Below are 17,903 nucleotides of genomic sequence, written 5' to 3'. Positions count from 1 at the left end.
CGCGATCGCCTAAGGCCGGAAGAACGTGCGCAGCATCGCCGCGCACTCGTCCTCCAGGATGCCCGCGTACACCTCTGGGCGGTGGTTCAGGCGCCGGTCCCGGACCACGTCCCAGAGGGAGCCCACCGCACCCGTCTTCGGCTCCCAGGCCCCGAAGACGAGCCGCGACACCCGGGCCAGCACCAGCGCCCCGGCGCACATCGTGCACGGCTCCAGCGTCACCACCAGGGTGCAGCCCTCGAGGCGCCAGCTTCCGGTGAGCACGGCGGCCCGGCGCAGCGCGATGATCTCCGCGTGCGCGGTCGGGTCGCCGTTCAGCTCGCGCTCGTTGCCGGCCGCGGCCAGTTCCACGCCGTCCGGGTCGTAGACGACGGCGCCGACCGGGACGTCCTCCGACGATGCGGACGCGACGGACAGCGCCCGCCGCATCCACTCCTCGTGCTTCGGACGGAGCATCAGGCCTCGCGCAGCTCTTCCATCTCGTCGCCGCAGCCCAGCTTCTGGCAGATCTCCGCGGTGACGTCCGCCGGCAGCATGCCCTCCAGCCCGCACAGCGTCAGCAGCCGGTGCGAGCCCACACCGAGATCGGTGAGGATCTCGACGTCGCCGACCGGGTCGGCGTCGGGGTCGGCGGCCGGACGGTCGTCCTCGTCGTCGTCCGAGGCGGTCCTGGGCGTCGCCAGGTCGTCCAGCTCGAGCGCGGGCGTCTCGATGTCGGCGAGCAGCAGCGCACCGAGCCGCGACTCGTCGGCGTACGCCGAGTCGGAGCCGAACACGCGCAGGTCCTCGCCCTCATCGAGGCGCAGAATCACCAGGTACTGATCGTCGGCCTCGACGAAGAGCAGCGACAGCTCTGCGTCCGGCTCGGCGTCGCGAAGCCGGTCCACGACCTCGTCCAAATCGGCAAGGCCGGCGAGCTCCAGCTCCGACGCCGTCCACCCGTTCTTGCCCCGAACGACGGCGGCAGCGAAAATCGACACGAATCCCCCCACGGAACTGTGGTCCTCAGCGCCTGACGGTAGCCGTTGGCGCGGCGCAAGTGCAGCGCCACGCCCCGAAGGAGGCCAAAGCCGGAAAACTCAGTTCGCGAGGCGACGGCGGTTTGCGATCAACTCGCGGAGCCGGGCACCGCGCAGTCGCCGGGGCTGGCTGTGCTCGCGGGCCGACTTGGCATCGGCCAGGGCGGCCAACAACTCAAGACGGCGACGGCGACGATCCGGGTCGAGCCGTTGCGGTACGTGGGCCATGAAGCCGAGCGTGCCCAGCGGCGCGACGTTCGTCAAGGCCGAGTGCGCTGCGCCACCACAGGTACACGTTTCGTCGATGACACACCGGCGCAGAGCTGGACATTCACCACAGCGGCCAGTCGTTGGTGGTGATCCAGCGCACCGCGATGACACTTGCGGCGATCGATAGACCGACCGCGGCGACGAGGGCAACCCCGGTGGCCGTGCCGCGGTCGCCGAGCACGGCCAGCACGGCGGCGACGACCCAGGCCGAGATCGCGGCGGCGATCGTCCACCACGCATAGCCGAGCAGGTCCCGGCCGAGCGAGCCGAACAGCGTGAACCACACCAGGGTCGCGCCGGCGCCGGCGAGCAGCGGCCCGGCGCCGACCGGGTGCGGCTCGCGGTAGACCGGGCGCGGCGGCGGGCCGGGCGGGAGCCCGCGGGGCGGCGGCGGGCGACCGGGCAGCCAGCCGGCGGGCGGCTGGGCCGCACCGTGCCAGGCTCCGTGCTGTTCGGCCATCGTCGCACCCTCCATCCGGTTCGCCGGCCAGTGACGGCCAGCCTATCCAGCACCGGTAGGTCGGCGCTGATGGATGACTTCTGCCAGTATGGCCCGGTGCTTTCCCTGCGTTTGTTCTCCGTCCTGACCGTCGCGGCCTGCTCGCTCGCCGCCTGCGGCTCGCCCGGCGGCACGCCGGCGGCCACGGTGACGCCCGAGTTCGTGGTGCCGTCGCCGGTGGCGGCCGCGGACGCGGCCTCCCCGGAGAGCGCCCCAGCGGCCACGGTGAGCGCCGCGCCGACGACGAGCTCGGCACCGGCGACGAGCACGGCGCCGGTGCGGGTGAAATACGTCTTCCCGGTGAAGGCGTCGAACGTGGCGTTCCACCCGACCCACTCGAAATACCCCGCGACGGACATCTTCGCCGACTGCGGTGAGCCCGCAGTGGCCACGACCAGCGGCGTCGTGCTCGAGGTGAGCCGCACGGACGCGTACGTGAAGGGGAAGCCGGACGGCCCGCTCAACGGCGGCCTCTCGGTCTCGATCGTCGGCGACGACGGCGTGCGCTACTACGGCTCGCACCTGAGCCGGATCGCGCCCGGCATCAAGGCGGGCGTCCGGGTCGAGGCGGGCCAGCGGGTCGGCGACGTCGGCCACACCGGCAACGCCAACGGCGTGTGCCACCTGCACTACGGGATCTCGCCGCCGTGCGCCAGGACCGGCGACTGGAAGGTCCGCCGCGGCGTGATCTGGCCGGCGGACTACCTGAAGTCCTGGCGCAAGAACGGCGGCAAGAGCCCGGTGTCCGAGGTCGCGGCCTGGAAGAAGGCGCACGACTGCAAGGCCTGAGCAACGGGACGGGGCCGCATCCCTCGCCCAAAGGGATGCGGCCCCGCGGTGCGGAGTAATGCCCGTTGCTGAGCGACCTCAGCTGAACTGCACGAAACGCTTCTGCGTCCGCCCACCGATCGTGGTGAAGGCGCCGCCGGCCGCCACGGCGGCAAGGCCGGGATTGACGGCCATCGCGAGGACGCCCTCGATGCCGTTGCCGTCGGCGGCCCAGTCGCGCAGGTGGCCGTCCCCGACCGCGAGCCCCACGAGCTTCACCCGGTCGTCGGCGCCGTCGATGCACACGCCGTTCGTGCCCGTCCGGGCCGTCCGGCAGGCCGCGTCGAAGTGCCCGCCGACGTAGACCGTGTCGCCCAGCACCGCGACGGCCTGCGCGTCGCCGTCGAACGTCGCGGTCCAGCGGGTGGTGCCGGTGAGGCTGTACGCGGTCGCCGTACCGCCGCGGCCGCCGTTGGCGGCGTACACCCCGCCTGCGGTGACCGCGATGGCGAAGGTGATGACCGGCGACCTCGGCCGGAAGCCCGTGACGATCTTGGCGGCGGCCGGGTCGAGGGCGACCAGCCGGTCGTACCCGGCGGTGCTGTTGACCTTGCGGAACCTGCCGCCGACGTAGATTCGCCCGGCGCCGGCCGCCAGCGACTCGACCTGGTTGTCGACGGCCGGCTTCCACTTGCCGTCCAGGGCGCCGGTGCTCAGGTCGAACGCGGCCAGCCCGGACCGGGCCTGCCCGTCGACTCCCGTGATCGTCCCGCCGAGGTAAAGCCGGCCGTTGCCGGCCACCAGCGCGTACGGCCGGCCGTCGATCGCGTGGTCGAACGTGGCGGACAGCGCCCCGCTGCTGGCGTCGAGCCGCGCGAGGCTGTCCCGCCGCTGCCCGCCGACGGAGCCGAAGTCGCCGCCGACATAGACGGAGGAGCCGCTGACCGCCAGCGCCTTGACCCGGCCGTCCGCGGCGGGCGCCCAGGGCAGCAGCTCGCCGGTCACCGCGTCGACGGCCGCCAGCCTGGACCGCTTGACCAGCTTGCCGTTGACGAGCGCGGCGGTGAAGTCGCCGCCGACGTAGGCGGTGTTGCCCGAGTAGGCCACCGCGAGGACCGTCCCGTTGAAGCCCGGCACGGCGTCGGGCGTCTCGGAGGGTGCCGCCTTCGCCGGGGTCGTCAGCGTCGCGAGGACGGCGCACACGATGCCGGATACGAGAAGTTTGCCCCTGTACGTCACATGATCAACGTAAACGTATCGATCATGGCTATCTAGTGGCGAAACGGACGAAAAGCGACACGTACTTACGGCTGATATCGAAGGGGTGTGCAAGAGTCTCCGGCGTGAATGTCGCGGTCATCGGACTCGGTCTCATCGGCGGTTCCCTGCTGCGGGCCCTCGCGGCGGACGGACACCGGGTCACCGGCTACGACGCCGGCGCGGAGACCCGCGAGGCCGCCCGGGCACAGGCGAGGTCGTCCGGGAGCACGGACGCCTGGCGGGTGGCCGACAGCATCGCCGAGGCCGTCGCGGACACCGAGGTCGCCGTGCTCGCGGTGCCGCTGCCGGCGATACCCGGCGTCCTGGCCGGCCTCGGTGGCTACCCGGGGCTGATCACCGACGTCACCTCGGTCAAGGGACCGGTCCGGAACCTGATCGGCGATCGCCGGTTCGTCGGCGGCCATCCGATGGCGGGCAAGGAGTCCTCGGGCTTCGCGGCCGGCGATCCGCGGCTCTTCGACGGCTGCGCCTGGGTGCTCTGCCTCGAGCCGGGCGACACCGACCCCGCCGACTGGCTGGCACTCGCCCGGCTGTTCACCCGGCTCGGTGCGCGCGTCGTGCCGGTGACCGCCGCGGAACACGACCGGGCGGTGGCCGGGATCAGCCACGTGCCGCACCTGCTGGCCGCCGCGCTCAGCGGCGTGCTGGCCGGCAACCCGCTGGCCGGCACGCTGGCGGCCGGATCGTTCCGGGACGGCACGCGGGTGGCCGCGACCCGGCCCGAGCTGATCGCGGCCATGTGCGGCGGCAACGCGCCCGCGGTGCGACAGGTGCTGGCCGCGGTCATCGACGACCTGGCGTCCTTCGCCCGGGAACTGGAGCTCGACGACCCGATCGCGGCCCTGACCGCCGGGCTGCGACCGTCCAGCGAGTTGCGGCGGGCCTGGCCACCGCGGCCCGGTGAGCCGGTCGAGGTGCCCGCCGACGTCGAGGCGCTGCTGGCGCTGGGCCGGGCCGGCGGGTGGGTCTCGGCGATAAAAGACGGCAAGGTCATGGGATTGCGGCCGGAAACTGACCGCAATGGTTCCTAGGCTGGGGCGGTAAGCCCGGACAACAGGACAGGAGACAGGCCAATGCCTGGTCAGGTCGGTGCCATCGCCAACGAGCGGGAGGGCCTGCTCGCCTACCTCGCCCAGATGCGTCACGTCATCAGGCTCACCGCGTACGGGCTCACGCCCGAGCAGCTGCGCGCCGCGCCCACCGCGAGCGAACTGACCGTCGGCGGCCTGATCAAGCACTGCTCGTCGACCGAGGAGAACTGGATCGACACGGTGCGCCGGGAGCCGCGCGAGCTGGACTACCAGGCCTACGCCGACAACTTCGCCCTCCGGGACGACGAGACGATCGAGGACGTCTTCGCGAACTACGACCGGGTCGCCGCCCGGACCGAGCGGACCATCGCCGAGATCGCGGACCTCGGGCAGGACGTGCCGGTCGACCACTCGGTGCCGTGGAACCCGAAGGACCTGGACAACTGGTCGGTCCGCTGGGTGCTGCTGCACCTGATCCAGGAGACGGCCCGGCACGCGGGGCACGCCGACATCATCCGCGAGGCCCTGGACGGCGGCACGGCGTACCCGATCATGGCCGCGGCCGAGGGCTGGCCGGAATCGCCGTGGATCAAGCCCTGGAAGCCGGCGGCCGGGCAGCCGGCCTAAAGACGCTCGCCGCGGTCGAGGCGGACCACCCGCCGGTCCGTCACGATCGCGGTGACCAGGTCGTGCGGCGTCACGTCGAAGGCCGGATTCACCGCGTCGGAGTAGCCGGTGACCTCGGCCGCGCCGCGGTCCTCGATCTCCACCGCGGCGCCGTCCGGGGTGCCGGTGTCCACGGTCGACTCCGGCGCGACCACGACGAACGGCAGTCCCGCTCGGCGCGCGCCGAGCGCGTGCGCGTAACTGCCGATCTTGTTGATCACGTCGCCGTTCGCGCAGATCCGGTCCGCGCCGAGGATCACCGCGTCGGCCTCGCCCCGGGCCAGCAGGAACGGGCCGGCCGAGTCGACGGCCACCCGGAAGTCGATGCCCGCCTCGCTCAGCTCCCACGCGGTCAGCCGGGCGCCCTGTAGCAGCGGCCGCGTCTCGCTGGCGATCACCCCGGCGAGCGCGCCGCGTCGGTGCAGCTCGGTCACCACGCCCAGCGCCGTGCCTCCGGTCACCGCCGCGAGGCGCCCGGTGTTGCAGTGGGTCAGCAGCCGGGGTCGCGCGCCGCAGAGCTCGACAATCAGGTCGGCGCCGAGCGCGGCCATTGCGGCCGAGGCGGCGATCTCCTCGTCGCGCACCGCGCACGCCTCCGCCAGCACGGCGTCCGGCCCGGCCGGCAGCCGCGCCGCGGCCCGCCGGGCACCGGACGCGAGGTTCACCGCCGTGGGCCGGGCATGCTCCACCAGGCGTACGGCGTCGGCGAGCGCCGCGTCGTCGCCGGCGAACTGCCGGGCCGCGAGCGCCACCCCGAAGGCGCCGGCGACGCCGAGCGCGGGCGCGCCGCGAACCGCCAGCGACCGGATCGCCGCGACCAGCTCGGCGACCGTTGCCAGCCGCAGCACCCGCAGCTCCTCCGGCAGCGCCGTCTGGTCGATGATCTCGATGGCGCCGTCCGCCCAGTCGATCGTCCGCATGCGGCGCAGCCTAAGGCCTCGCTCAGTCCGTCGAGCGCTGGACGATCCGGTCGAGGACCGCGAGCAGGGCGTCCTGGCTCTTGCCGAGCTCCTCGCCGGTCCAGCGGCCCTCCAGCGCGATCACCGCGCCGCCGTGCAGGCGCAGCTCGGCCCGCACCGGGCTGCGCTTGGTGATCGTCGCCGTGGCGACCTCCTCGTACGGCAGGAAGTGGTAACGCTTGGCGAGCTCCTCGGCCGGCCCCGAGCTGATCAGCGCCTTCAGCCGGTCCTTGCCGTTGTCGGTCGACTTGGGCCCGGGCACGAAGACGAAGCCGCGGTCGAGCAGGATCACGTCGCTGTGCACGCCGTCGATCTTGAAGTTGGCCAGGGCGCCGACGACGCCCGCGCCGGTTGCGGTGGCGGCCCGCTCGACGATCGCGGCCGCCTCGACCCGGACGCCGGCCCCGGCGAGCCGGGCACGGGCCTGCTCGACGGTGTCCGGCGAGACCGCCAGCTTCGCCATCTCCTCGAAGTCGACCTCGGCGCCGTCCGCGTCGGTCAGGGTGACCGGCGCCGACCACGAGTGCCGCCAGTACGCGGCGCCGGACCGGACCGCGGCGAGCACGAAGAGCATGTCCATCATGGCGGCGAACCTGACCGCCGCCTCCTCGCGGGTGACGTCCGGGTGGAACTCCTCGGCGAGCTCGCCGAGCCGGCCGGCGGCCACCAGGTCGAAGAGGGTGCCGAGGCCCGGGTCGGGCACGCCGGTGAGCCGGCCGAGCGAGCGGAAGATCCGGTCGGCGTTGCGCTGCAGGCGTGCGGTGGCGACCGCGGCGGTGAACTGTGGCCAGGGCAGCACCTGACGGCTGCCGACCTCGACAACGGCCTGTTGCAGGGCGACGCCGGCGACGGCGATCGAGGGCAGCAGCGCACCGGCCGGCCGGCCGTCGACCGGGTGCGGCACCTGCGGGGCGGCGCGCATGGCCGCGATCCGCTCGGTGTTCGACGGGTGGGTGTCCCAGCGCGACCGGTGCTCCTCGGGCTCCTCGCCGCGCATCTTCGCCAGCTCCTCGTGGCGGGCGGCGACCAGCGCGCCGAAGCCGCCGAAGATGTCGTCCGGCGCGAAGCCCGCCTCCCAGCCCCACGACACGTACGCGCCGAAGTAGAAGTCCCAGGCCGCGTCGATGACCGGCAGCTCGCGCAGCGCGGACGTGGCGACGTCCGGGCCGGCCACCCGCACCGACGCGCGGTCGGCGTCGAGCTCCTGGCGCCGCGAGGCGGCGTTGTCGACGAGCAGGTAGAGCCGCGCGTAGCCGCGGAAGACCCAGCCGACCGGGTTCCATGCTCCGATCCGGCCGATCGTGTGCCCGATCGCGAGCCGCCCCCGGTACGCGACCGCGCCCAGCCGCGTGTGCCGCCCGGAGTAGTGCCCCAGCTCGTGTGCGACGACCGAGCGCAGCTGGTCGACGGAGAGGGCCTGGAGCAGCGGCATGCCCAGGTAGAGCCGGCGCCGGCCGCCGATCAGGCCGAGCAGCCGGGCGTCCTCGCTGACCGCCGCGTTGACCTCCGGCACCAGCCGGATCTCGTCGGGCGTCCGGGTGCCGACCTCGGTCGCCAGGGCCTGCACGAGGCCCCACAACTCGGGGGCGTCGTGCGGCGCGACGATCAGCCCGTGCATCGGCTCGGGCCGGGTGCGGATCGCCCGCCACAGGCCGACCGCGGTCGCGCCGACGGCGAACAGCAGGGGCAGGCCGAGCTTGATGCCGATCGTCGCGCTCCACTCCACGGAGATCCAGGCCACCAGGGCCAGCACGGCCAGGAGCTGAAGCAGCGCGACGACGTAGAAGCCGAGCAGCATGACGACGGACGCGGCGGCGCGCAGCATGACGTTTCCTCCCCGTGGCAACGCCCGGCGGACCGGACAGGGCAGGGAAGATACCGATCAAGATTCACCCCGGCAACCCCGTCCGCGCCGGCCCGCCGCTCTACTCTGGGCGGCATGGCATCCCGTGATCCGGTCGCCGACCTGCGGCGCATCGCCTTCCTGCTGGAGCGCGCGAACGAGGCGACGTACCGGGTCAAGGCCTTCCGGTCGGCGGCCGCGGCCGTCGCCGCCCTTCCCGCGGCGGAGCTGGAGCAGCGCGTGGCCGCCGGCACGCTGGCCGAACTATCCGGCGTCGGCGAGGTCACCGCGCGCTGCGTGACCGAGTCGTTCCAGGGCGAGGTCCCCGTCTACCTGCGGCGCATCGAGTCCACCGAGGGCACCGACCTGCAAGGCGCGGCCGCGGCGCTGCGGGAGGCGCTGCGCGGCGACTGCCACTCGCACTCGGACTGGTCGGACGGCGGCTCGCCGATCGAGGAGATGGCGCTCGCGGCGGTCGAGCTCGGCCACGAGTACCTGGTGCTCACGGATCACTCGCCGCGGCTCACCGTGGCCCGCGGGCTGACCGCCGAGCGCCTGCGCCGGCAGCTCGACCACGTGGCCGCGCTGAACGCCGCGCTGCCGGAGGGCTTCCGCATCCTCACCGGCATCGAGGTCGACATCCTCGCCGACGGGTCGCTGGACCAGGAGGACGAGCTGCTCGCCCGCCTGGACGTGGTGGTCGGCTCGGTGCACAGCAACCTGCGCGACGACTCGGCGAAGATGACCCGCCGGATGCTGGCCGCGATCGCCAATCCGCACCTTGACATCCTCGGCCACCTCACCGGCCGCAAGGTCGCGGCGAGCGGCGCCGGCGACAAGGGTCACCGGGCCGGGCGGACCCGGCCGCCCAGCGACTTCGACGTGAAGGCCGTCCTGGGCGCCTGCGTCGAGCACGGCAAGGCCGTGGAGATCAATTCGCGGCCGGACCGGCTCGATCCGCCGAAGCGGATGCTCACCGTCGCGGTCGAGGCCGGCTGCCTGTTCAGCATCGACACCGACGCGCACGCTCCGGGCCAGCTCGACTGGCTCCGGTACGGGTGCGAGCGTGCGGCGCTCTGCGGCGTACCGGTGGATCGGGTGGTGAATTCCTGGCCGGCCGACCGCCTGCTGGAGTGGACCGCGGGCCACGACCCGGGTAATTAGGGCGGCGTGGCGGCACCGGGTTCCCGTAGGGTCGGCGCGTGGGACAGATTGACGACCTCGCGAACCGCTACGTCGACGATTGGGCACCGCTCAATCCGTCCGGCGCCACCTTCATCGGCGTGCCCGGCCACGACGACAGACTCGACGATCTCTCGCCGGAGGGTTTCGAGGCGCACGCCGAGCTGACCCGGCGCACGCTGGCCGAGCTCGACCCGATCGAGCCGGAGACCGAGGCGGAGAACGTCGCCAAGGACGCCATGCAGGAACGGCTGGGTCTCGAGCTGGCCCGCCTCGAGGCCGGCGACGTCGCCAGCGGCGTCAACGTGATCGCGAGCCCGGTGCACGAGCTGCGCATGGTCTTCGACCTCATGCCGACACAGGGCGAGGAGGCGATCGCCAACATCTCGGCGCGCCTCGCCGCCTTCCCCCGTGCCCTGGAGCAGTACCGGCGCACGCTGCTCGAGCAGGCCGCCAAGGGAAACATCAGCGCGAGCGTGCAGCTCGTCGAGGTCGGCGAGCAGTGCGCCGCGTGGACGGATCCGGCCCGCGACAACTTCTTCCACCGGCTCGCCGACGGGCTCAAGGCCGACGGGGCGCTCGCGGCCGACCTGCGGCGCAACGCCGCCGCGGCAACCACGGCGACCGCCGAGTTCGGCGAGTTCCTGCGTACGGAGCTGGCGCCGCTGGGCCGCGAGAAGCAGGCCGCGGGCCCGGAGCTGTACGACCGCGCCTCGCAGTACTTCCTCGGCGCGCGGGTCGACCAGGCGGAGACCTACGCGTGGGGCTTCGAGGAGCTGGCCCGGCTCGAGGCCGAGATGCGCGTCGTCGCGGCGCAGATCGTCGGCCCCGGCGCGAGCGTCGACGAGGCGGTCGCGGCGCTCGACGCCGACCCGGCCCGCCGCATCGCCGGCAAGGACGCTTTCCGGGACTGGATGCAGGCCCTGGCCGACAAGGCGGTGTCCGAGCTGAACGGCACCCACTTCGACATTCCCGAGCCGGTGCTGACGGTCGAGTGCTGCACCGCGCCGACAAGCGACGGCGGCATCTACTACACCGCGCCGAGCGAGGACTTCAGCCGGCCGGGCCGGATGTGGTGGGCCGTGCCCGAGGGCATGACGGAGTTCTCCACCTGGCGCGAGGCCACCACGGTCTACCACGAGGGCGTGCCGGGCCATCACCTCCAGATCGGGCAGACGATCTACCGCGCGGAGCTGCTCAACCGCTGGCAGCGGCTGCTCTGCTTCTGTTCCGGGCACAGCGAGGGCTGGGCCCTGTACGCCGAGCGGCTCATGGACGACCTCGGCTACCTGGCCGACCCGGGCGACCGGCTCGGCATGCTCGACGCGCAGGCGCTGCGGGCCAGCCGGGTGATCGTGGACATCGGCATGCACCTGGAGCTGGAGATTCCCCGCGACAACCCGTTCGGCTTCCACCCGGGCGAGCGCTGGACGCCGGAGCTTGGCTGGGAGTTCCTGCGGGCGCACACCCGGATGGACGAGGAGGTGCTGCGCTTCGAGTGGAAGCGTTACCTCGGCTGGCCCGGGCAGGCCCCGTCCTACAAGGTCGGCGAGCGGATCTGGATGCAGGCCCGTGATGACGCGCGGGCCCGCAAGGGCGCCGACTTCGACCTCAAGGCGTTCCACCGCGACGCGCTCAACCTCGGCGCGCTGGGCCTGGACCCGCTCCGTAAGGCGCTCGACCGGCTCTGAGCGCCCGCTTCGCGCCTCGCATCGGCCCGCCCGGCTCTCCGCCGGGCGGGCATTCTCACGAAATGGTCCAAATCGCGGGACCGTTAGCGTGTGCGCTCAATCACTCTCCGCAAGATTCTCGCACTACGTAATGTGTTCGTTACCAAAAGGTGACTGCCGCGGGACCTCTTGATCTATTCCATTGTGGAACGCTCGGGCCATGCCGGCAGTTGCGCGATTCGGACGGGAAGCATCGCCCCTCCGCGCGCAAAGCCACCGCGCCCCGCCGCTGCTGGGGGCCGTTTTTCTCCGCGTAGTACAACCATTGCGCCCGGTAGGCGTATCCCCCGATCAGCCGAGCCAACTCTGACCCTTGGAAAGGGGTCGCATGAATATTTCTCGGATAGATTGACCCGGATCGGTTGCGCCCGCACGGCTACGGAGGGTAGCCGCCAAAACGGTCTATCGCGGATGCATGGCGGAGGAATTGGCAATGTCAGTCTCGGTGGACAACCGTCGAACACGTCTGCGCCCTGCGCTCGCGGCTGTTCTGACGGTCCTGATACTCGTCCCGGCGGCGATCCTCTTCGCACGAGTCTGGGGCACCCTCGCCGACCAACGGGACAGCACGGAGCTCGAGCGCCAGGGCGTGGAGTACGTCGCCGCCCTGGCACCCCTGGTCAGCTCACTGGCCGAGGCACAGTCCTCGGCGCTGGCGGGCGTCACGGCCGCGCCGGGCTCACTGAACGCCGCCGTCAACGGCGTCGCCGCCGTGGATCAGCGCCTCGGCGAGACCCTGCGCACACGGGAACGCTGGACCGACCTGCGCGACAAGATCGACAAGCTGCCGAAGACCACCAGCAGCCCGCTGCTCGTCTTCCAGGCGCACGTCGAGGTCACCGACCTCGCGCTCGCCCTCTACAACACCGTGCGCGACAACTCCGAGCTGACCCGCGACCCCGACAACGACGTCTCGCACCTCCAGCAGGCCATCGCGGTCGACCTGCCCGCCGCCGTCGTGCAGGTCAGCCGCATGGGCGACCTCAGCAAGCTGGTCGCCGAGGCGAGCCCGCAGCTACGGGCACAGCTCGCACCGCAGTTCGGCGCCGCCGTGCAGTCCGTCAACTCCACGGTCAACAGCCTGACCGACAACCTCCAGGCGGCCGTCGACGACACCAGCAGCACCACCCTGAGCGGCGAGCTGGTCAGCGGGCTGGACTCGTTCCGCCGTGGGGTGGAGTCGCTGACCCGCGGCGCCAACCCGGGCGGCATCCCCAACACGGCCACCATGGCCACCGCGCAGAGCCAGCTTCAGGTCTCCCTCGGTAACCTCTCCGGCATCGTCTCGCGCGAGATGACGGCGCTGCTCAGCGACCGGATGGACGACCTGGACTCGCAGGCGCTGGTCGCCCTCGCCGCGGGCGGCGCGGCCGTCCTGCTCGTCGCCGCCGCGGTCGTGACGGCGCTGACCGGCCGAAGCCGCCGGGCACGGGACGAGGCCACCGACTCCGCCGGGCGCGACCTCGGCGCGACGGCGCCCGCGTACGACGACAACGCGACAAGGCGGGAGCGATCCGGTGCTCTTCGGTAGGTTCCGCATCCTCGGCAAGCTCACGCTGCTCGTCCTCGTACCGCTGATCGGCGTCGTCGCGCTCGCCGTGCCGATCGTCGTCAACCGCGTCGACGTCGCCCGCGACGCGCAGTCGATCTCCGACAAGGTCGAGTTCGCCACCCAGGTCGGATCGGCGGTGCAGGAGCTCCAGGAGGAGCGCCTGCTCTCCGTCGGCTACCTGTTCGGCCTGATCCAGGCGCCGGAGCTGGTCGTGCAGAGCGCCAAGACGACCGATCGCATCCAGGGTCTCAAGCGCCTCGACCAGCCGGTACCCGCGGAACTGCTCGACGCCGTCGACGGCCTGGCCCGGCTGGACGCCACCCGGGCCAGCGTCATCAACCGGACCATCCGGCCCGACCTGATCGTCACCGAGTTCACCGCGGTGATCACGCCGTTCTTCGACGCGCTGTCGCTGTCGAAGAGCGCCGACCTGACCACCTCGACGGGCGGGCAGATCTACGCCCTCGAGCAGTCCCTGCGCACCGACGACATGGTCAGCCAGGCCATCGCCTACCTGACCGCCGCCGCGGTGACCAAGAACGCCTCCCTGGTCGGGCTCTTCTACACCACGCTGGCGCAGCTGCGGCTGGTCATCAGCAGCGCGAAGCCGTACTTCACCGACACCCAGTACAAGCTGTACCTGGGCGCGCTGGAGGCGTTCTCCTCCCGGGTCGGCAACCGGTTCCTGGTCACCGCCGCCACGGACCCGAACGCGGCAGTCAAGCTGCTGAACCCGCAGACGCTCTTCCCGGCGATGCGCTCGGTCATCGTCCTCGGCGGCTTCGTGGAGAAGCGGGTCGCCGCGGACGTCGACGTCGCGGTCGAGGACAGCCGGGACAGCGCCCTGCGGGTCGCCGGCGTCGTCGGCGGCGGCACCCTGTTCCTGCTGCTGGTCGTGGTCGCGCTGTCGCTGATGATGGCCCGCGCGGTCGCCCGGCCGCTGCGCCGCCTGACCTTCTCCGCCGACCGGATCGCCCGCGCCGCGGAGACCGAGCTCGAGCGGGTCGCCGACGACGACCTCGAGCACGCCCGGCCGATCCGCCTCGACCCCGTCGACGTGCAGGCACAGGACGAGATCGGCGACCTGGCCCGCGCCTTCGACCGGGTGCAGAACACCGCCGCCAAGCTGGTGGAGCGGCAGGTCGCCGGCCGGCGCAACGTCGCGCAGATGTTCGGCCACGTCGGCCGCCGTACCCAGAACCTGGTCGGCCGCCAGCTCGCCCTGATCGACAGCCTGGAGCGGCGCGAGACCGACAGCGACCGCCTGCGGGAGCTGTACCGCCTCGACCACCTCTCCAGCCGCCTGCGCCGCAACGCGTCCAGCCTGGTCGTGCTCTCCGGCGCCGTCGGTGCGAACGACCACATGGCCCCGATGCCGCTCTCCGACGTCGTCCGGCTGGCCCTCGCCGAGATCGAGGACTACACCCGCGTCGACCTCGACGTGCCCGAGGAGATCGTGATCGTGCCGGCCGTCCTGGCCGACCTGACGCTGCTGCTGGCGGAGCTGATGGAGAACGCGACGTCGTTCTCGCCGCCGCACACCCGGGTCAGGATCTCCGCCGCCGAGCTGCGCGGCGGCGCCCGGCTGGCGATCATCGACCAGGGCCTCGGCCTGACGCCCGAGCGCCTCGCCGAGGAGAACTCCCGGCTGACCCACCGCGAGCGCCTCGACCTGGCGCCCAGTGAGGTGCTCGGCCTGTTCGTGGTCGGCCGCCTCGCCCGGCGGCACGGCATCGAGGTCACCCTCGCCGACACCCCCGATGGCGGCATCACCGTCTGGGTCGACCTCAGCCCCGAGCATCTCGTGGCGGCCCCCGAGCCGCTGCCGAGCATCCAGCTCGGGCCGATCCACGCGACCGTGCCGAGCCAGCACACCGAGTTCGGCCCGCTGTTCGCCGGCTCGGCGGGCCGGTCGGTGCCGGGCAGCGCCCAGCCGTTCGACGCCAACGTGCTGAACCGGGCCACGAAGACCCTCCAGGCCGGCCGGTCATGGAACGCGTTCGCGCCGGTCCGTGCCGCCGCACCGGCGCTCGAGGCGGCACCGCACGGCAGCACGACGCGGTCCCTGCCGCAGCTGCCGGCCCCGCGCCCGGCCATCCAGGCGCCGGCGGCACCGTACATCTCCGGCGCGCCCGTCGCCGGGCGCTTCCCGCCGCTGGAACTCCCCTCGGCGGGCCGGTTCATCGAGCCCGAGCCTGCCATCGTCGTGGAGGGACCGATCATCATGTCAACGGCCTCCGACGCCATCCAGCTCCCGCACCAGCGGCTCGAGCCCATCGCCGACCAGCAGCCGGCCCAGCCGCACTCCCCGGAGGCGCGCAACGCCGCACCCGCCGGCCCGCTGCGCCGCCGCGTGCCCGGCAACCAGATGCCGATCGAGGCCGGGCCGAGGCCGACGGCCGCGCCGACGCCCACCTCGGACGACGCGCTCGCCGCCCGGGAGGCGTTCGAGGCCTTCGAGGCGGGGGTGTCGCGCGCGCAGTGGGACGTCATCGAGCAGGACATGTCCTCGCCGCCCGCCGCCGGGCATCCGCCGCTGACCCGGCGGGTACCGGGCGCGACGCTGCCGGCCACCGATTCCCCGAAGACCCCGGCACCGGCTTCCCCGCCGCAGCCGCTCGACCCGGAAGCCGCCCGGGCCGCGATGGAGCAGTTCGAATTCGGCGTCGCACGCGCCATGAGTGAAACGCAGCCACTACCAGAGGGACAACCGCGATGACTTCCCCCTACTCCACCGAAACCGGCAACGGTCAGGACTTTGCGCAGTCACAGCTGAGCGCCGAGGCGAAGACGTTCAACTGGCTGCTGGACTCGTTCACGTCCGGCACCGCGGGAGTCGTCGAAGCGATCGCCGTCTCCTCCGACGGCCTGCTGATGGCGATGTCGGCGATCAAGGACCGGCCCAACGCCGAGCGCCTCGCGGCGGTCGTCTCCGGCCTGACCAGCCTCGCCGGCGGCGCGGCCAGCTGGTACGCGCTGGGCAGCCTCAACCGCGTCATCATCGACATGGCGGACGGCTACCTGCTCGTGACCGCGATCAGCGCCGGCTCCGTCCTCGGCGTCATCGCGGACCGGACCGCCAACCTCGGCACCCTGGCGTACGAGATGACGCTCTTCGCCACCCGCGCCGGCGGTGCCCTCAGCCCGCGCCTCATCGCTGAATTGAAGAACGCCGTCCAGCAATGAGGCATTCGGCCGACCCCGACGACCCGGAACACCCGGCGGCGCCCGGTGTCCGGCCGTTCCTGCACAGCGGTGGGTCCGGCGGACGGCACCAGGCGGCGCTGCCGACGGTGCCGCACCAGCCCGTTGCGCCCGCGCCCCCGCCGGGCGAGCAGACCACGTCGCTGCGGCCGTTCGTCATCACGTCCGGCCGCGTCGACGGGCTCGACCCGAACGTCGGCCTGGAGACCCAGGTCAGCACCCACCCGGGCGCGCTGACCGCGCGCCTCTCGCCCGAGCAGCGGGCGATCGTGCACCTCTGCGACGAGCCGCTGTCGGTCGCAGAGATCTCCGCGCGGCTCCGGATGCACCTCGGCGTCACCCGGATCCTCGTCGGCGACCTGAGGGCCGCCGGGCACCTGGACGTTCACGTGTTGGAGAGCGACTTCCCCGACCCTGAGACCATCATGCGAGTGATCCGTGGACTTCGATCCATTTCCTGACAACAGGGCCTTCGGCTCCGCGCGCGTACCCGACGCGCCGCGGCGGGCCAAGCCGCCCGTGCCAGTCAAGATCATCGTGGCCGGCGGCTTCGGCGTAGGCAAGACCACCACCGTCGGCGCCATCTCGGAGATCTCGCCGCTGACCACCGAGGCCGAGATGACGATGGCGGGGGTCGGCGTGGACCACCCGGGCCAGGCGGCCGGCAAGACCACGACCACCATCGCGATGGACTTCGGCTGCGTCACGATCGACCAGACGCTGAAGCTGTACCTGTTCGGCACGCCCGGTCAGACCCGCTTCGCGTTCATGTGGGACGACCTGGTGCGCGGCGCCCTCGGCGCACTCGTCGTGGTTGATACGACCCGGATTGATGACTGTTATCCCGCGGTGGACTACTTTGAGCGGGCAGGCCTGCCGTTCGTCGTCGGCGTCAACACCTTCAACGGACAGCTAGGCTACAACCTGGACGAGGTGCGCTGGGCCCTTGCCGTGCGTGACGAGGTGCCGGTTGTCCAGTTTGACGCCCGCTTTCGGGGATCGGTGCGGGATGCTCTCCTCGTGGTGCTCGACCAGGCCCTCGATAAGGCCATGAAGATGAGAACGTCGTAAGGTGTTCGCCGACTCGCTCCGTGCCCGGTTCCCAAACCACCCGTCGAGCGGGCAAAGTGTGTACGGGCAACTGCGTGTGACGGGAGGACGGTGACGTGCGAGGCGGATTAGACGACGCGCTCGACAAGCTGGCGCGCCGAGATGAGCTGCGTCGTCGTGCCGCGGGGGAGGTCAACGGCACCCCGCCGTCGGTGACGGAGCTGGTCGAGGCGATCGCCGCTGTCGTCGGCCGCTACCCCGAGCTCGGCGTGACGGTGGGTGTCGAGGGCGCGGGTGACCCGATGCTGCTGCACTTCGCGGTCGAGGACGGCATCGTGCAGGTCAGCGCGGACAACTCGGTGGCCGATCGGGTCGCCGAGGCGGCACCGACGTCGCCGCGGCACGCCGACTTCGACATCGACGCCGAGGATCCCGAGCCGTACACCCCGCCTTACGGCTACGTGTTCGAGCAGCCGGCGGAGCAGGGCCACCCCTCCTACCCGGCCGCGGACCAGGGCTACGACCGCTACGAGGAGCCCGGGCCGCGCGCGCAGGAGACGTTCGCGCCGCACCCGTTCGCGGCGACCCCGCCGCCCCCGGTCCCGCCGCAGACCAGCCGCCGCGTCCACGCGGAGCAGCACCGCGCGCCGGAGGAGCCGGTCGCGGCCCGCCGCGGCGCCCAGTCGGTGCCGGAGCAGCGTGGCATGCCGGCCCCGCTGCCGGAGCCGATCCCGCTACAGGTCGACACGGAGGAGGCGCAGGCCGCCGCGAGGCGCCTGGCGGCGCTGCTGCGCGACAACCCGTCCCTGCTTCGCTCGCAGGAGTGAAAACCGGCGCCGCCATGCGGCG

18 protein-coding genes are annotated in these 17,903 nt (G+C 72.4%); 11 read left to right on the top strand and 7 right to left on the bottom strand.

Annotated elements, in window-relative coordinates; genetic code table 11:
* Nucleotides 1-9 precede the first annotated feature (9 nt).
* The 4 genes from tadA to BJ971_RS40170 form a co-directional block, all read right to left on the bottom strand.
* The gene (tadA, locus tag BJ971_RS40185; RefSeq protein ID WP_239087775.1) at nucleotides 10-456 is read right to left on the bottom strand and encodes a tRNA adenosine(34) deaminase TadA; all 447 of its coding nucleotides are present in this window, start codon (nucleotides 454-456) and stop codon (nucleotides 10-12) included.
* A complete protein-coding gene (locus BJ971_RS40180; protein WP_184998487.1) occupies nucleotides 456-980 on the bottom strand; it encodes a tRNA adenosine deaminase-associated protein in 525 nt (174 codons plus the stop codon). The genes tadA and BJ971_RS40180 overlap by 1 nt, the downstream gene beginning before the upstream one ends.
* Before the next feature lie 99 nt (nucleotides 981-1,079).
* Nucleotides 1,080-1,283, bottom strand: coding sequence for a hypothetical protein (locus tag BJ971_RS40175; protein WP_184999379.1), 204 nt, complete (start codon nucleotides 1,281-1,283; stop codon nucleotides 1,080-1,082).
* Nucleotides 1,284-1,350: 67 nt separating this feature from the next.
* On the bottom strand, nucleotides 1,351-1,749 hold the full coding sequence (locus BJ971_RS40170) for a hypothetical protein (RefSeq protein WP_184998486.1): 399 nt from the start codon (nucleotides 1,747-1,749) through the stop codon (nucleotides 1,351-1,353).
* 96 nt (nucleotides 1,750-1,845) lie between these two features.
* Between BJ971_RS40170 and BJ971_RS40165 the strand changes: the two genes are divergently transcribed.
* On the top strand, nucleotides 1,846-2,577 hold the full coding sequence (locus BJ971_RS40165; RefSeq protein WP_311772858.1) for a M23 family metallopeptidase: 732 nt from the start codon (nucleotides 1,846-1,848) through the stop codon (nucleotides 2,575-2,577).
* 78 nt (nucleotides 2,578-2,655) lie between these two features.
* Here BJ971_RS40165 and BJ971_RS40160 read toward each other — a convergent pair whose 3' ends face one another.
* Nucleotides 2,656-3,795 carry an NHL repeat-containing protein gene (locus BJ971_RS40160; protein WP_184998484.1) on the bottom strand — a complete coding sequence of 380 codons (1,140 nt, stop codon included), beginning with the start codon at nucleotides 3,793-3,795 and terminating at the stop codon, nucleotides 2,656-2,658.
* Nucleotides 3,796-3,899: 104 nt separating this feature from the next.
* Here BJ971_RS40160 and BJ971_RS40155 point away from each other — a divergent pair, with 104 nt between their 5' ends.
* On the top strand, nucleotides 3,900-4,868 hold the full coding sequence (locus tag BJ971_RS40155) for a prephenate dehydrogenase (protein WP_184998483.1): 969 nt from the start codon (nucleotides 3,900-3,902) through the stop codon (nucleotides 4,866-4,868).
* A 42-nt stretch (nucleotides 4,869-4,910) separates the two neighbouring features.
* Nucleotides 4,911-5,495 carry a DinB family protein gene (locus BJ971_RS40150; protein ID WP_184998482.1) on the top strand — a complete coding sequence of 195 codons (585 nt, stop codon included), beginning with the start codon at nucleotides 4,911-4,913 and terminating at the stop codon, nucleotides 5,493-5,495.
* Here the strand turns inward: BJ971_RS40150 and mtnA are convergent.
* Both mtnA and BJ971_RS40140 read right to left on the bottom strand, forming a co-directional pair.
* Nucleotides 5,492-6,454 carry an S-methyl-5-thioribose-1-phosphate isomerase gene (mtnA, locus tag BJ971_RS40145; protein WP_184998481.1) on the bottom strand — a complete coding sequence of 321 codons (963 nt, stop codon included), beginning with the start codon at nucleotides 6,452-6,454 and terminating at the stop codon, nucleotides 5,492-5,494. The two genes, BJ971_RS40150 and mtnA, sit on opposite strands and share 4 nt — an antisense overlap.
* A 22-nt stretch (nucleotides 6,455-6,476) precedes the next feature.
* Nucleotides 6,477-8,318 carry a M48 family metallopeptidase gene (locus BJ971_RS40140; RefSeq protein ID WP_184998480.1) on the bottom strand — a complete coding sequence of 614 codons (1,842 nt, stop codon included), beginning with the start codon at nucleotides 8,316-8,318 and terminating at the stop codon, nucleotides 6,477-6,479.
* 114 nt (nucleotides 8,319-8,432) lie between these two features.
* Here BJ971_RS40140 and BJ971_RS40135 point away from each other — a divergent pair, with 114 nt between their 5' ends.
* The 8 genes from BJ971_RS40135 to BJ971_RS40100 all read left to right on the top strand — a co-directional run bounded on the left by BJ971_RS40135 (nucleotide 8,433) and on the right by BJ971_RS40100 (nucleotide 17,881).
* Nucleotides 8,433-9,500: a PHP domain-containing protein gene (locus tag BJ971_RS40135; protein ID WP_184998479.1), complete on the top strand. Its 1,068-nt coding sequence runs from the start codon at nucleotides 8,433-8,435 to the stop codon at nucleotides 9,498-9,500.
* 38 nt (nucleotides 9,501-9,538) lie between these two features.
* Nucleotides 9,539-11,209: a DUF885 domain-containing protein gene (locus BJ971_RS40130; RefSeq protein WP_184998478.1), complete on the top strand. Its 1,671-nt coding sequence runs from the start codon at nucleotides 9,539-9,541 to the stop codon at nucleotides 11,207-11,209.
* Nucleotides 11,210-11,681: 472 nt separating this feature from the next.
* Nucleotides 11,682-12,779 (top strand): hypothetical protein, encoded by a 1,098-nt coding sequence (locus tag BJ971_RS40125; RefSeq protein WP_239087776.1) that lies wholly within the window; start codon nucleotides 11,682-11,684, stop codon nucleotides 12,777-12,779.
* Nucleotides 12,766-15,519, top strand: coding sequence for a sensor histidine kinase (locus BJ971_RS40120; protein ID WP_184998477.1), 2,754 nt, complete (start codon nucleotides 12,766-12,768; stop codon nucleotides 15,517-15,519). The genes BJ971_RS40125 and BJ971_RS40120 overlap by 14 nt, the downstream gene beginning before the upstream one ends.
* Nucleotides 15,516-15,986, top strand: coding sequence for a roadblock/LC7 domain-containing protein (locus BJ971_RS40115; RefSeq protein WP_184998476.1), 471 nt, complete (start codon nucleotides 15,516-15,518; stop codon nucleotides 15,984-15,986). Before BJ971_RS40120 ends, BJ971_RS40115 begins: the two co-directional genes overlap by 4 nt.
* Nucleotides 15,983-16,465, top strand: a complete 483-nt coding sequence (locus BJ971_RS40110) for a DUF742 domain-containing protein (RefSeq protein WP_184998475.1) — start codon at nucleotides 15,983-15,985, stop codon at nucleotides 16,463-16,465. Before BJ971_RS40115 ends, BJ971_RS40110 begins: the two co-directional genes overlap by 4 nt.
* Nucleotides 16,443-17,075 (top strand): GTP-binding protein, encoded by a 633-nt coding sequence (locus BJ971_RS40105; protein ID WP_184998474.1) that lies wholly within the window; start codon nucleotides 16,443-16,445, stop codon nucleotides 17,073-17,075. The genes BJ971_RS40110 and BJ971_RS40105 overlap by 23 nt, the downstream gene beginning before the upstream one ends.
* A gap of 95 nt (nucleotides 17,076-17,170) precedes the next feature.
* A complete protein-coding gene (locus tag BJ971_RS40100; RefSeq protein WP_184998473.1) occupies nucleotides 17,171-17,881 on the top strand; it encodes a hypothetical protein in 711 nt (236 codons plus the stop codon).
* Nucleotides 17,882-17,903 lie beyond the last annotated feature (22 nt).

It is taken from the genome of Amorphoplanes digitatis (assembly GCF_014205335.1).
GTDB lineage: Bacteria > Actinomycetota > Actinomycetes > Mycobacteriales > Micromonosporaceae > Actinoplanes > Actinoplanes digitatus.
Note: the sequence above shows the minus strand (reverse complement) of the source record. Positions and strands in the feature narration are given on the sequence as shown.

Excerpts from the sequence above, each read along its gene's own strand:
- tadA (WP_239087775.1), bottom strand. The coding sequence starts at position 456 with ATGCTCCGTCCGAAGCACGAGGAGTGGATGCGGCGGGCGCTGTCCGTC.
- BJ971_RS40170 (WP_184998486.1), bottom strand. The coding sequence starts at position 1,749 with ATGGCCGAACAGCACGGAGCCTGGCACGGTGCGGCCCAGCCGCCCGCC.
- BJ971_RS40150 (WP_184998482.1), top strand. The coding sequence starts at position 4,911 with ATGCCTGGTCAGGTCGGTGCCATCGCCAACGAGCGGGAGGGCCTGCTC.
- mtnA (WP_184998481.1), bottom strand. The coding sequence starts at position 6,454 with ATGCGGACGATCGACTGGGCGGACGGCGCCATCGAGATCATCGACCAG.
- BJ971_RS40140 (WP_184998480.1), bottom strand. The coding sequence starts at position 8,318 with ATGCTGCGCGCCGCCGCGTCCGTCGTCATGCTGCTCGGCTTCTACGTC.
- BJ971_RS40135 (WP_184998479.1), top strand. The coding sequence starts at position 8,433 with ATGGCATCCCGTGATCCGGTCGCCGACCTGCGGCGCATCGCCTTCCTG.
- BJ971_RS40125 (WP_239087776.1), top strand. The coding sequence starts at position 11,682 with ATGTCAGTCTCGGTGGACAACCGTCGAACACGTCTGCGCCCTGCGCTC.
- BJ971_RS40115 (WP_184998476.1), top strand. The coding sequence starts at position 15,516 with ATGACTTCCCCCTACTCCACCGAAACCGGCAACGGTCAGGACTTTGCG.
- BJ971_RS40110 (WP_184998475.1), top strand. The coding sequence starts at position 15,983 with ATGAGGCATTCGGCCGACCCCGACGACCCGGAACACCCGGCGGCGCCC.